The organism is Comamonas testosteroni (assembly GCF_000761245.1).
Taxonomy (GTDB): Bacteria; Pseudomonadota; Gammaproteobacteria; order Burkholderiales; family Burkholderiaceae_C; genus Comamonas; species Comamonas testosteroni_C.
Window position 1 is genome coordinate 274933 of record NZ_AWOR01000068.1, and the last position, 13852, is coordinate 288784.

At 61.0% G+C, this 13852-nt stretch carries 12 protein-coding genes; 9 read left to right on the forward strand and 3 right to left on the reverse strand.

What is annotated here, in order from left to right; all coding sequences use genetic code 11:
• The first annotated feature begins 148 nt into the window (after window positions 1–148).
• The 8 genes from P353_RS20210 to P353_RS20245 all read left to right on the forward strand — a co-directional run bounded on the left by P353_RS20210 (window position 149) and on the right by P353_RS20245 (window position 10158).
• Complete coding sequence (locus P353_RS20210) at window positions 149–2086, forward strand: AMP-dependent synthetase/ligase (RefSeq protein ID WP_034373603.1); 1938 nt, start codon at window positions 149–151, stop codon at window positions 2084–2086.
• 11 nt (window positions 2087–2097) lie between these two features.
• Entirely contained in the window at window positions 2098–2883 is a 786-nt protein-coding gene (locus P353_RS20215; protein WP_034373606.1) for an ABC transporter ATP-binding protein, read from the forward strand.
• 10 nt (window positions 2884–2893) lie between these two features.
• Complete coding sequence (locus P353_RS20220; protein ID WP_034373608.1) at window positions 2894–3823, forward strand: branched-chain amino acid ABC transporter permease; 930 nt, start codon at window positions 2894–2896, stop codon at window positions 3821–3823.
• 17 nt (window positions 3824–3840) lie between these two features.
• The gene (locus P353_RS20225) at window positions 3841–4905 is read left to right on the forward strand and encodes a branched-chain amino acid ABC transporter permease (protein ID WP_034373610.1); all 1065 of its coding nucleotides are present in this window, start codon (window positions 3841–3843) and stop codon (window positions 4903–4905) included.
• Between the two features lie 220 nt (window positions 4906–5125).
• Complete coding sequence (locus tag P353_RS20230; protein WP_034373613.1) at window positions 5126–6442, forward strand: ABC transporter substrate-binding protein; 1317 nt, start codon at window positions 5126–5128, stop codon at window positions 6440–6442.
• 205 nt (window positions 6443–6647) lie between these two features.
• Window positions 6648–7487 carry an ABC transporter ATP-binding protein gene (locus P353_RS20235; protein ID WP_034373616.1) on the forward strand — a complete coding sequence of 280 codons (840 nt, stop codon included), beginning with the start codon at window positions 6648–6650 and terminating at the stop codon, window positions 7485–7487.
• A 161-nt stretch (window positions 7488–7648) separates the two neighbouring features.
• Window positions 7649–8896 (forward strand): phenylacetate--CoA ligase family protein, encoded by a 1248-nt coding sequence (locus P353_RS20240; RefSeq protein ID WP_034373619.1) that lies wholly within the window; start codon window positions 7649–7651, stop codon window positions 8894–8896.
• 272 nt (window positions 8897–9168) lie between these two features.
• Window positions 9169–10158, forward strand: a complete 990-nt coding sequence (locus P353_RS20245; RefSeq protein ID WP_003050777.1) for a tripartite tricarboxylate transporter substrate-binding protein — start codon at window positions 9169–9171, stop codon at window positions 10156–10158.
• Between the two features lie 77 nt (window positions 10159–10235).
• Here P353_RS20245 and P353_RS20250 read toward each other — a convergent pair whose 3' ends face one another.
• From P353_RS20250 to P353_RS20260, 3 genes are all read right to left on the reverse strand, one after another.
• The gene (locus tag P353_RS20250) at window positions 10236–10556 is read right to left on the reverse strand and encodes a DUF1840 domain-containing protein (RefSeq protein WP_034373624.1); all 321 of its coding nucleotides are present in this window, start codon (window positions 10554–10556) and stop codon (window positions 10236–10238) included.
• Window positions 10557–10568: 12 nt separating this feature from the next.
• Window positions 10569–11840, reverse strand: a complete 1272-nt coding sequence (locus P353_RS20255) for a class I SAM-dependent methyltransferase (RefSeq protein ID WP_080750624.1) — start codon at window positions 11838–11840, stop codon at window positions 10569–10571.
• 75 nt (window positions 11841–11915) lie between these two features.
• Window positions 11916–12533 carry a hypothetical protein gene (locus P353_RS20260; RefSeq protein ID WP_034373627.1) on the reverse strand — a complete coding sequence of 206 codons (618 nt, stop codon included), beginning with the start codon at window positions 12531–12533 and terminating at the stop codon, window positions 11916–11918.
• A 42-nt stretch (window positions 12534–12575) separates the two neighbouring features.
• Between P353_RS20260 and P353_RS20265 the strand changes: the two genes are divergently transcribed.
• The gene (locus P353_RS20265; RefSeq protein ID WP_034373630.1) at window positions 12576–13757 is read left to right on the forward strand and encodes an aminopeptidase; all 1182 of its coding nucleotides are present in this window, start codon (window positions 12576–12578) and stop codon (window positions 13755–13757) included.
• Window positions 13758–13852 lie beyond the last annotated feature (95 nt).

Consider the following 13852-nt stretch of genomic DNA (forward strand, 5'->3'; position numbering starts at 1 on the left):
ATTTGTTACAGCGGATTTTCACTATGCAGGCTTTCCCTCAAATTGTCGTCAAACAGACATCCTGACGTCAAAGTCGCTCATAGCATGTCTGCAAGACTTTCGTGAAGGGTAGCCGCGGCGGCACCAACCCCAACCAAGAGGATCAGGCATGACAACCACGTTCCCGCAACTGCTGCTCAAGCACGCGACAGAACGCCCCGATGCGCCCGCCCTGCGCGAGAAAGAGTATGGCATCTGGCAAACCTGGAGCTGGCGCGAAGCCGCACAAACCGTACGCCACATGGCCTGCGGCCTGCGCGCGCTGGGGCTTCAAAGTGGCAAGAACCTGGCGTTCATCAGCGATAACCGGCCCCATGTCTACATGGGCTTTCTGGCTGTTCAGGCCTGTGGCGCAGTGCCCATTCCGCTGTACCAGGATGCCGTGGCCGCCGAGATGCGCTTTGTGATGGAGGACGCGGAGATCGCGTTTGCCTTCGCCGAGAACCAGGAGCAGGTGGACAAGCTGCTGGAAGTTCGCGAAAGCGTTCCAGGCATTCGTCACATCATCTATGACGATCCGCGCGGCCTGCGCAAATATGATCAACCCGGCCTCATCAGCACCGAGGAGCTGCTGGCCAAGGGCAAGGAATGGGATGCTCAGCACGCGGGAGCCTATGAGGCCATGGTCCAGGCCATCTCGCCCGACGATGTCTCGGTCATCCTCTACACCTCGGGTACCACGGGCAAGCCCAAGGGGGTGTGCCAGACCCATGCCAGCTTTGGCGAATCGGCCCGCGGCGGCGTCCAGACCGACAGCCTGAATGCCACGGACAATGTGATCTGCTACCTGCCCCCGGCCTGGGTGGGAGACCATCTGTTCTCGTTTGCGCAATGGCTGGTGGCAGGCTTCACCATCAACTGCCCGGAATCTGCCTCGACCATCGCCATCGACCTGCGCGAGATCGGCCCCAGCTACTACTTTGCTCCACCGCGCATATTCGAGGGCATGCTGACCTCGGTTTCCATCCGCATGGAAGATGCGTCGCCGCTCAAGCAATGGATGTATGCCAAGGCCATGGAGGTGGCACGTCGCGTCGGCTCTGACATTCTGGACGGCAAGAACGTCGGTGCCGTGGATCGCCTCAAATACCAGTTGGGCAGCTTGTTCATCTACGGGCCGCTGCGCAATGCACTGGGCCTGTCGCGCATCCGCGTGGCCTATACGGCAGGCGCTGCCATCGGCCCCGAGCTGTTTCGCTTCTTCCGCTCCATCGGCATCAACCTCAAGCAGCTGTACGGTCAAACCGAAACCTGCGCCTATGTCTGCCTGCAGCGCGACCGCCAGGTGGAACTCTCCAGCGTGGGCCAGGCCGCACCGGGCATTGAGCTCAAGATTGCCGACAACGGCGAGGTACTGGTCAAGGGCGTGTCCGTGCTCAAGGAGTACTACAAGCGCCCCGACGCCACGGCCGAGGTGATTGATGCCAGCGGCTATTTCCACACCGGCGATGCCGGGGTGATCGACGCCAACGGCCAGTTGCGCATCATCGATCGCGCCAAAGATGTGGGCAAGACCAGCCGCGGCGCCATGTTCGCGCCCAACTACATAGAAAACAAGCTCAAGTTCTTCCCGCATATCAAGGAAGCCGTGTGCTTTGGTCATGGCAAGGACGAGGTCTGCGCCTTCATCAACATTGACTACGAGGCCGTGGGCAACTGGGCCGAGCGCCAGGGCCTTCCGTACGGTGGCTATGTGGACCTGGCCAGCAAGGCCAAGGTGCTGGAGCTGGTGGCCGACTGCATAGACAAGGTCAACGCCGATCTGGCCAGCGAGCCCGGCATGGCCGACACCCAGGTGGCGCGCTTTCTGGTGCTGCACAAGGAGCTGGACCCCGATGACGACGAGCTGACCCGCACGCGCAAGGTGCGCCGCAACTTCATCGCCGACAAGTACGGCGTGCTGGTGGAGGCTCTCTACACCGGCAAGCAGCAGCAGTTCATCGAGACCCTGGTGAAGTTCGAGGACGGCCGCACGGGCAGCGTCAGCGCCACGCTGACCATCGTTGAAGCCAAGCTCCACCCGGCTTCTGCCAAGGCTGCCGCCTGAGAGGAATTTTCATGAATACAAGAATCAGCGGCGACGTGATCCTGGACATCAAGAACATCAGTCTGCGTTTCGGCGGCGTCAAGGCCTTGACCGATATCTCGTTCAATGTCAAAGAGCACGAAATCCGCTCCATCATCGGCCCCAACGGTGCTGGCAAGAGCTCCATGCTCAACTGCATCAACGGCGTCTATACACCGTCCGAAGGCTCCATCACCTTTCGCGGCCAGACCTTCAGTCATATGAACAGCCGCCAGGTGGCCGAGATGGGTGTCGCACGCACCTTTCAGAACCTGGCGCTGTTCAAGGGCATGAGCGTGATCGACAACATCATGACCGGCCGCAACCTCAAGATCAGGAGCAACATCCTCATGCAGGCCCTGCGCATCGGCCCTGCGCAGCGCGAGGAAATGCAGCACCGCGAGTTCGTCGAGCACATCATCGACTTTCTCGAAATCCAGGCCTATCGCAAGACTCCTGTGGGCCAGCTTCCCTACGGCCTGCAAAAGCGCGTGGACCTGGGACGGGCCCTGGCCATGGAGCCGCAGGTGCTGCTGCTGGACGAGCCCATGGCCGGCATGAACGTGGAAGAAAAGCAGGACATGTGCCGCTTCATCCTCGATGTGAACGAAGAGTTCGGCACCACCATAGTGCTCATCGAGCACGATATGGGCGTAGTCATGGACATCAGCGACCGTGTCGTGGTGCTGGACTACGGCAAGAAGATCGGCGACGGCGCTCCCGATGAAGTACGCAACAACGAAGACGTGATCCGCGCCTACCTGGGCGCAGGCCACTGAAGGAGCAGTCATGGGATTTTTCTTAGAGACATTGTTCGGCGGCCTCATGGTGGGCACGCTGTACGCACTGATCGCCATCGGCTTTGTGCTGATCTTCAAGGCCTCGGGCGTCTTCAACTTTGCGCAAGGTGCCATGGTGCTGTTTTCGGCCCTGGCCATGGCGCGCTTTTCGCAGTGGATTCCCGGCTGGCTGGGCATGGAGCCCGGCATCGTCGGCAACCTGCTGGCCATCGTCGTCACTCTGACGCTGATGGTGATCGTGGCCTGGGTGATAGAGCGGCTGGCCCTGCGCCATCTGGTCAATCAGGAGCCCATCACCTTGCTGATGGCCACGCTGGGCATTGCCTATCTGCTCGACGGCCTAGGCCCCATGGTCTTCGGCAGCGAGGTCTACAAGATTGACGTCGGTATGCCCAAGGACCCCGTCTTCATCATGGACAACCTGTTTCAGGGCGGCGTGATGATCAGCCTGGAAGACCTGTATGCGGCCTGCATCGCCGCCATTCTGGTGATCTGCCTGAGCATCTTCTTTCAGAAAACCAAGACCGGGCGCGCCCTGCGTGCGGTGGCCGACGATCACCAGGCCGCGCAGTCCATCGGCATTCCGCTGTCGCGCATCTGGGTCATTGTCTGGTCGGTGGCCGGCGGCGTGGCTTTGGTCGTCGGCATCATCTGGGGCAGCAAGCTGGGCGTTCAGTATTCGCTGTCGCTGGTGGCCCTGAAGGCTTTGCCCGTGGTGATTCTGGGCGGCCTGACCTCGCTGCCTGGCGCCATCATCGGCGGCCTGATCATCGGCGTGGGCGAAAAGCTCTCCGAAGTCTATATCGGCCCCATGGTGGGCGGCGGCATCGAGACCTGGTTTGCCTATGGTCTGGCCCTTTGCTTCCTGCTGGTACGGCCCCAAGGTCTGTTCGGCGACAAGATCATTGACCGCGTCTGAACGGGGAGAACAAGAATATGTTTTATCGTGAAAACGGCCAGTTCAAGACCAGCTACGCGGCAGACCAGCAGATCTTCGGCGTCGCGCAGGACCGCTGGGTCATCCTGTTGGTGCTGGCCTTTGCCTTCCTGGCCATTCCCTTCATTGCCAGCGACTACACCTTTCAGGCGATTCTGATTCCCTTTGTCATCATGTCGCTGGCAGCGCTGGGTCTCAACATCCTCGTCGGCTACTGCGGCCAGATTTCGCTGGGCACGGCCGCCTTCATGGCCGTGGGTGCCTATGCGGCCTACAACCTGCAGGCCCGCATTGAAGGCATGCCCTTGCTGGTGGCGCTGATCGGCGGCGGCGTGGTGGCCATGGTGTTCGGCGTGGTGTTCGGACTGCCCAGCCTGCGCATTCGCGGCCTGTATCTGGCCGTGGCCACGCTGGCCGCCCAGTTCTTTGTGGACTGGCTGGCGACCCGCGCGGCCTGGGTGACAAACAACTCCTCTTCCGGCTCCGTCAGCGCCAAGCCGCTGGCCATTCTGGGCTGGGCCATCGACACGCCCATGGAGAAATACCTGCTCTGCCTGGCAATCCTGTGTCTGCTCGGACTGGCCGCCAAGAATCTGGTGCGCAGCTCGGTCGGCCGTGAATGGATGGCCATGCGCGACATGGACGTGGCAGCTGCAGTGATCGGCATCCGCCCCACCTACGCCAAGCTCTCGGCCTTTGCCGTGAGCAGCTTCATCGTCGGCGTGGCCGGCGCGCTATGGGGCTTTGTCCACCTGGGTGCCTGGGAACCCGCTGCCTTCAGCCTCGATCGTTCGCTGCAGTTGCTGTTCATGATCATCATCGGCGGCCTGGGCTCTGTCGTGGGCAGCATCTTCGGCGCCGCCTTCTTCGTGCTGCTGCCGCTGCTGCTCAACCAGGTACCCCACTGGCTGGACCTGCCGCTGTCCACGGCCACCGCCACCTATCTCGAGCACATGATTTTTGGTGCGCTCATCGTGTTCTTCCTGATTGTGGAACCCCACGGATTGGCCAAGCTCTGGGCCACGGCCCGTCAGAAACTGCGTGTCTGGCCATTCCCGCATTGATATGAAACACCTCCTGAGTCGCTGCGCGCCTTCCTCCTCTCTCGCTTCGCGGGAGGAGGACGACATCCTCGCTGCGGGGCGGCCCTTGCTCGATGTCTCTGAGATGGCTGTTGCCAAATCCAAAGACAGTTTCCAATGCGTGAGCCCTAGCCCTTATTAATCAAGACACCACAGAGTGCCTGTCCGGGACCCCGTCCCATACAACCCAAGGAGACAGTTGATGATGTTCAAGAAGATTGCGATTGCCGCCGCCACCGTGGCAGCCGGCATGGGTGGTTTGATGGCTTCGCCGGCCGCGCAGGCGCAGGAACAGTTTGTGCCGCTGCTGGTCTACCGCACCGGCCAGTTCGCGCCCCTGGGTATTCCATGGGCAGACGGCAAGCAAGATTACCTCAAGCTGGTCAATGCCAAGGGTGGCGTCAACGGTGTGAAGATCAAATTCGAGGAATGCGAAACCGCCTATGACACGGCCAAGGGCGTGGAATGCTACGAGCGTCTGAAGAACAAGGACGGCGGCGCCTCCGGCTTTGACACCCAGTCCACCGGCATCACCTTTGCCGTGACCGACAAGGCTCCTGGCGACAAGGTGCCGGTGGTCACCCCGGGCTATGGTCTGTCCCAGTCCGTGGACGGCAAGGTCTTCGAGTGGAACTTCCCGCTGCTGGGCAACTACTGGACAGCCGCCGACTCCATCGTGCAGGACATTCTGAAGAAGGAAAAAGGCAGCCTCAAGGGCAAGAAGATCGCACTGGTCTATCACGACTCGCCTTATGGCAAGGAGCCAATTCCGCTGCTGGAAAAGCGCGCCGCCAAGGAAGGTTTCGAGCTGATCAAGCTGCCCGTGACCGCCCCCGGCGTGGAGCAAAAATCCACCTGGCTGCAGATCCGCCAGAACCGACCCGACTATGTGCTGCTGTGGTCGGCCGGCGTGATGACTCCTACGGCCGTGCGTGAGGCACAGGCCACGGGCTACCCACGCGAGAAGATGTATGCCGTGTGGTGGGGCGGCTCCGACCATGACGTCAAGGACATCGGTGCCGGCGCCAAGGGCTACAACACGGTGACCATCCACAACACGGCCGAGAGCGACAAGGTGCATGGCGACATCAAGTCCATGCTCTACGACAAGGGTCAGGGTACGGCCAAGGATGCCAAGGAGCTGGGCCAACTGGCACATACCCGCGGCATGGTGATCTCCATGCTGCAGGTCGAAGCCATCCGCACCGCACAGGAGAAGTTCGGCAAGGGCAAGGCCATGACACCCGAGCAGGTGCGCTGGGGCCTGGAGAACCTGAACATGACGCAGGAACGCCTGAACGAGCTGGGCTTCGGCAAGATCATCCGCCCCTTCAAGACCAGCTGCGAAAACCACCTGGGTGCCGACTGGGCGCGTATTGCCACCTGGGACGGCGCCAAGTTCAAGGTCACCTCCGACTGGTACCAGGCCGACAAGTCCATGGTCGATCCGCTCTACAAGGAGTTCGCGGACAAGTACGCCAAGGAAAAGAACGTCAAGGTAAGAACCTGCACGCCCTGAGGCACCTCGCGCCCTCCTCCTCTTTGGCGCTGAGCGCCTGAGGGGGACGATATCCCCGCTGCGGGGCGACGCGACCGGCATCGGCCCTTGCCTGATGTCTCCAATCAAGGCTCGCCCCGCCGCACCGGGATTTACATGAAAACAGCCTCAAACGCTTACCCATAAAGCGTATATAGCTATACATTTTGAGTTACCAGGTGACCGCATGACCGATAAAGCGCACACAGTTTCCACTTCCCCGCAGGCCACGCCGCTGGTGGAAGTCAATGGCATCGAGGTCATCTACAACCATGTGATCCTGGTGCTCAAGGGCGTCTCACTGCAAGTGCCGCACCAGAGCATCGTGGCCCTGCTGGGCGGCAATGGTGCGGGCAAGACCACCACGCTGCGGGCCATCTCCAATCTGCTCAAGGGTGAGCGCGGTGAAGTCACCAAGGGCGGCATCACGCTGGAGGGCGAGCAGATCGCCAACCTCTCGCCCGCCGAACTCGTCAAACGCGGCGTGGTCCAGGTCATGGAAGGGCGCCACTGCTTTGCCCACCTGACGATCGAAGAGAACCTGCTCACCGGCAGCTACACGCGCACCGACAAGGGCGAGATTGCCGCCAATCTCGAGAAGGTCTACAACTACTTCCCGCGCCTCAAGACCCGGCGCACCAGCCAGGCGGCCTACACCTCGGGCGGCGAGCAACAGATGTGTGCCATCGGCCGCGCGCTGATGAGCAACCCGCGCATGGTGCTGCTCGACGAGCCTTCCATGGGCCTGGCACCGCAGATCGTGGACGAGGTGTTCCACATCGTCAAAGACCTCAACAGCAAGGAAAAAGTCACCTTCCTTCTGGCCGAGCAGAACACCAATATGGCGCTCAAGTACGCTGACTACGGCTACATCATGGAGAGCGGGCGCATCGTCATGGACGGTTCCGCCAAGGATCTGGCCAGCAACGAGGACGTCAAGGAGTTCTACCTGGGCGTGGGCGGCGGTGAGCGCAAGAGTTTCAAGGACGTGAAGAGCTACAAGCGCCGCAAGCGCTGGCTGGCATGAAAACTACCCCTGAGCGGCTTCGCCGCCTCCCTCTGAGGGGGACGGAAACTTCGCTGCGAGGCGGCGGGGCCGCCCAGGCTCTTGCTCGTTGCCTCTTCCATGGATTTCGCCAGTTTCAAAGGCTACCCCTTACCGCTTGAATTTTCTCTACAGGATTTGTCATGAGTGCTTTCTACGATGCCCTGGAAACCCGCAGCCCCGCGCAGCGCGAGGCGGATCTCATGGCCCAGTTGCCCCGGCAAATTGACCATGCGCAGCAAAAGTCCGCTGCGTTTGCCGAGATTCTCAAGGGGGTGGATGCGCAAGGCATCACCAGCCGCACCGCTCTGGCCCAACTGCCCGTCACCCGTAAGAGCGAACTGCTGGAACGCCAGGCCGCGCTGCGCCCGCGCCAGATCTTCGGAGGCTTCAATGCCATTGGCCTGGGCCACGACATGCCCAGGCTGTTTGCAAGCCCCGGCCCCATCTACGAACCCGAAAGCCGTCGCCCCGATTACTGGCGCATGGCCCGCTCCATGTACGCCGCGGGCTTCAAGGCTGGCGAGCTGGTGCACAACTGCTTCAGCTATCACTTCGTGCCCGCTGGCTCGATGATGGAAACCGGAGCCCAGGCACTGGGTTGCACGGTGTTTGCAGGCGGCACGGGCCAGACCGAGCAGCAGGTACAGGCCATGGCCGATCTGCGGCCTGCCGCCTATGTGGGCACGCCCAGCTTTCTGAAAATCATTGTGGAAAAGGCCCAGGAGATGGGCGTGACGCTGCCCAGTCTGACCAAGGCCATGGTCAGCGGCGAAGCCTTCCCGCCCTCGCTCAGCCAATGGATGCGCGAACATGGCATCGATGCCTACCAGAGCTATGGCACGGCCGATCTGGGCCTGATTGCCTATGAAACCAGCGCCCGCGAAGGCTTGGTGCTGGACGAAGGTGTGATCGTGGAGATCGTGCGCCCGGGCACCGGTGACCCCGTGACCGAGGGCGAGGTGGGCGAGTTGGTCATCACCACGCTCAACCCCGACTATCCGCTGATCCGATTCGGTACGGGCGACCTCTCGGCCTATCTGCCCGGAACCTGCCCCACGGGCCGCACCAATGCCCGCATCAAGGGCTGGATGGGCCGCGCCGACCAGACCACCAAGGTTCGCGGCATGTTTGTGCATGCCAAACAGGTGGCCGAGGTCGTCAAGCGCTTTCCGCAGATCGCCAGGGCCAGACTGGTGGTGACGGGCGAGATGGCCAACGACCAGATGCAGCTGCTGGTTGAAACCACGGAAACCGCGCCGGGCTTTGCCCTGCAGGTGATCGACGCCTTGCGCGAGGTCACCAAGCTGCGCGGCGAAGTGCAGATGGTAGCTCCCGGCAGCCTGCCCAACGACGGCAAGGTGATCGAGGACGCGCGCTCCTACCAATGACGCTTCGCAGAGCGGCTGACAACCGGCTCCGCCGTCGCCAGGCTTTTGCGCGGCGGCTACGGCTGGATGCAAACTCCGCCGCCCGTGTCGCCAATTTGCGACACGTCATCGGTTTGCTTTAACGCAAATGCAATGTGATCGCCCGCTCCATCGAGGGATAACACTTAGAAAATAACAAAAACCCCACAGATTAGCGCTACCTAGAATCCGGCTTTACGTCACGACAAGCCAACCGTCCTGGTCTGCTTGCACATTATTTTTAGGGAGACACTGTGAAAACTATTTTCAAGATCGCCACCATTGCTCTGGCCGCCACCGCTGCCATCAGCAGCCATGCTGACAGCTACCCTGCCGCTGGCAAGACGATCACGATCATCGTGCCTTTCACGGCAGGCGGCCCCACCGACAAAGTGGCACGCGACCTGGCCGAATCCATGCGCAAGCAGCTCAACAACGCCACCATCGTCATCGACAACGCAGACGGTGCCGGCAGCACGATTGGCACGGCCAAGGCCGCACGTGCACGCAATGACGGCTACACGCTGCTGCTGACGCATATCGGCATGTCCACCATCCCGACGCTGTACCGCAAGCTGTCCTTCAACGTGCTCAACGACTTTGAGTACGCCGGCATCATCAACGATGTGCCCATGACACTGATCGGCCGCCCCACCCTGCCCGCCAAGAACTTCGCCGAAGTCAAGGACTGGGTCAGCAAGAACCAGGGCAAGGTGAATCTGGCCAATGCCGGCGTGGGCTCGGCCTCGCACCTGTGCGGCTTGATGTTCCAGGCCTCGCTGCAGCAGGACATGACGCCTGTACCCTACAAGGGTGCTGCTCCTGCGATTGCCGACCTGATGGGCAACCAGGTGGACCTGTTGTGCGACCAGACCACCAACACCACTTCGCAGATTGCCGCCAAGAAGGTTCAGGCCTATGCCGTGACCACTGCCAAGCCGCTGACCACGCCTGCACTCAAGGACCTGCCCACGCTGCAATCCCTGGGTCTGAAGGACTTCAACGTAACCATCTGGCACGGTCTGTACGCCCCCAAGGGCACGCCTGCCGATGTGGTGCAAAAGATCAACGAAGCCATGAAGGCTTCGCTCAAGGATCCTGAGTTCATCAAGCGCCAGGAAGCCCTGGGAGCCGTGATTGCCACGGACGACCGTACCAGCCCTGCCGGCCACAAGAAGTTTGTGGAGTCTGAAATCGCCAAGTGGGGCAAGGTCATCAAGGCCGCCGGCATCTACGCCGACTGATAGGGCGCGAGCTCGTCGAAACAAAAAAGCCTGCATATGCAGGCTTTTTTGTTGGGGCGGCCAGAAGGCGACTGGACTTACCAGGTCACTTCCTTGCCATCGGCAGCACTGCGCCTGAGCATGTCGACAAAAGGCACGATGCGTTGACCCAGGGCCACGCTGTCCTGGCTCGCAGGCGCGGCATCCTCGTCCTGCGCGTCGTCTTCCGGCTGCTTGCGCCTGGCGGCCTCCTCTGCGGCAGCCGCTTCCAGCGCGGCAATGGCGGCCGGAATCTGCTCCACAGTGATGATGCCGTGTACCTCGTCGGGCGACTTGCCGATGATTTCCAGCAGCTTGCGGCCATTGGCGTCCAGCATGATGAGATCTGCCGTGGCACGCGATTTGAATTTGTAGGGCATGGAGCGGTTCCTTCAGCGGTAGATGTATTCGCGGTTGAAAGGATAGCCGCTCTGCGCACCGGTCATCGCGCCGCTGTGCAGATCGCCATCGGGTTTGCAGCAAAGCATCTGATGCAGCGCAATCCAGCCATGCTCGAAGCCCATGGCCGATCCGGCCAGATAGAGGCGGTAGGCGCGCAGCGCCTTGGCGGCTTTTTCCTCATCATACTGGGCCTGCAAAATGGCCTGGGCCTCGCCCAGCCGGCTCTCCAGCGTGTCCGACCAGGCCCAGAGCGTGCGTGCATAGTGCGGGCGCAAGTTCTCGGTGTCCACCATCTCCAGCCCGCTGGCAGCCAGGTCATGCAGCACGCGGCTGACATGCATGAGTTCGCCCCCGGGAAAGATGTAACGGTTGATGAACTCGCCCATGCCGGCGCCCAGCTCCACATTGCTGACGCCGCCCGCCGTGATGCCATGGACCAATGCCAGACCGCCAGGCCTGAGCATGGAATAAATGGTTTCGAAGTATTCCTGCAGATTGGCGCTGCCCACGTGCTCGAACATGCCGACCGAGCCGATCTTGTCGAACGGCTCCACATCACCCATTTGCCGGTAGTCGCGCAGCTCGACCTGGACCTTGCCCTGCAGACCCTTCTCGGCGATCAGGCGCTGCACATGCTCGAACTGGTTGCGCGACAGCGTGATGCCATGGGCCTGAACACCGTAATGCTCGGCCGCCCAGAAGATCAGCCCGCCCCAGCCGGAACCGATGTCCCAGAAGCGCTCGCCAGGCTGGAACTTGAGCTTTTTGCAGATGTGATCGAGCTTGGCCTCCTGAGCCTGGGCCAGACTCATGCTCTGCTCCTTGTAGTAGGCACAGGAATAGACGCGGCGCGGATCCAGCCACAGCGCGTAGAAGTCATCGGAAAGATCGTAATGAAACTGAATCTGCTCGGCATCACGCGTCAGCGTGTGCATGGCCAGCGATCTGGCCTTGGAAACCGTCTGCCCCAACCACGAGGGTGTATGGCTGACCGGATCGCCGCGTAGCAGCCCGGCAGCAGCAGCCATGATGTCTCGGGAGCTGCCCTTGACCTCCACCCAGCCTTCGACGATGGCCGAGCCGATCGAGCCGATCTGGCCGTCCAGCAGCGCAGCCAGGGCCTTGGGGGAGCGGAAAATGAGTTGAACCGCACTGCGTTCAGACCCGATGCGCTCGCCCGATGGAAGTTCTACCGATGCCGTCACAGGAAGTCTTGCTAGCAGCGGCTCCAATGTGCTCAACAGGTTTTTCATGAAAAACATTGTTCACATCGACTATGGCAGGGTCAAGACGGGAAACTTCTCCAAACCCCAAACGGCCCTGGGTCCGACAAGACCTCAGCTGCTGGCCTTCACCAGCTTTTCATAGGCTTTGAGAGTGCCGGGGGCTATCGACTGCAACACTTGCTCATAAGCCGTCTTGTGACGCGCCAGCAAGCGCATGGAGGCAACGGTACGGCTGCGGCAGAACCAGTGACAGGTGTGTTGCATCAGCATCAGCTCGGCCGTCATGGTGAAGGCTCGGCGCTTGCGCTCTTCTTCGTCGGCCGCATCGCCCACGCGGGCAGCCGCCAGCGCCTGGGCGTGCAGCTTCATGGTCTCGCGCACATCCATGGTGGCCAAGGGCAGAACCCGGGTCATGTAGGGCAACGCCAGCGGCAGGGTGCTGGCACGTGTCTGCTCGGCCGGCAAGGTGGCGAACTCTTCCGCAAAGCGCTGAAACTGGCTCACCAGACTGCTCTCTGTATTGGCCAGCACGGGCCAGATCTGTTCACGCCTCTGCGCATCCTTCTCGCCGATGACACGCAAATATCCCTCCATCAGGTTGGCCATGAGCTTCTCGATCTGAAAGCGTGCCAGATGCTGGGCCAGAAGCTGGGTGTGCTGACGCTGCTCCTGCTTCTTGAGCACGTAGAGCACGGTGGTGACAATGATGGCGAGCGTTAGAAAATCCATGAAGCGAAACCAGACAGGCGGACAAGCGCAATGAGAAAAAGGATGAGTGTAGTCAGCCTGAGGGCTTTGCTGGGAATTAGTGCCGCAATTGCAGGCCTGACGGGCTGCAGCAGCGCCGGCTATTACTGGCAAGGTTTCAAGGGACAGATGCAGATTCTTCAGGCCGCACGGCCCATTGATGAATGGCTCGCCGAAGACACCACCTCCGCAGCACTGCGTCAGCGCCTGCAGACCGCGCAACAGATTCGCCGCTTCGCCAGCCGGGAGCTGGCTTTGCCCGACAACGCCAGCTACACCCGCTACGCCCAGCTGCAACGTCCGTTTGCGGTCTGGAACGTGGTGGCAGCCCCAGCCTACAGCCTGGAGATGCACCAATGGTGCTTCCCCATCACCGGATGCATTGCCTACCGGGGCTACTTCAGCAAGAGCGACGCACAGGCGCAGGCACTAACGCTTCAGTCCCAGGGGTTGGAAACCAGCATCTATGGCGTGCCGGCCTACTCCACGCTGGGCTATCTGAACTGGCTGGGCGGCGACCCCTTGCTCAGCACCTTCACCTCCTGGCAGGAGGGCGACTTTGCCGGCCTGCTGTTCCACGAACTGGCCCATCAGCTGCTGTATGTGAAGAACGACACGGCCTTCAACGAATCCTTTGCCTCCACGGTGGAGCGCATGGCCACACCTTTGTGGCTGCACAGCCATGCCAGCGCCGCCACGCAACAACGCTGGCAGCAGAGCCTGCAGCGGCGCGAGCTATGGCAGCAGCTGACGCGCAAGACCCGACAGCGCCTGCAACAGATTTATGAACAGAAAAATACTGAACCCTTTGATGCCAAAGCGCTGGAAGCCATCAAAAGCAAAGTATTTGACGAATTCCGTGCCACTTATACGCAGCTCAGAACGCAATGGATTGCCACTGACGAGCCCCTGCTGACCAGCATCGCTCTGCGCGAGCAGTATGACCGGCGCCTGACCCAGACCGATGAATGGGTGGCCCAGGCCAATAACGCCAGTTTCGGCGCCCTGGCCGCCTATGACGACTGGGTTCCCGCCATGACTAGTTGGTGGCTGCGGCTGAGCGGCGACGGCCCGCCCACGCGAGACACCTGGCTCAGCTTCTATGCGCAGATGCGCGATCTGTCGGCTCTGCCTGCTGAAGAACGCAAGCGACGGCTATGCGCCCAATGGGGAGAAGCGGCAAAAACAGCGACTCAGTGCCAATAAATATTTAAAATTGACATAAAACAATTTTTTACAAGGGTTAACCATGTAGGAGGCTTCAGCGGTTTTTAAGAAAGTCCCGCCAGACTTCTCCGATA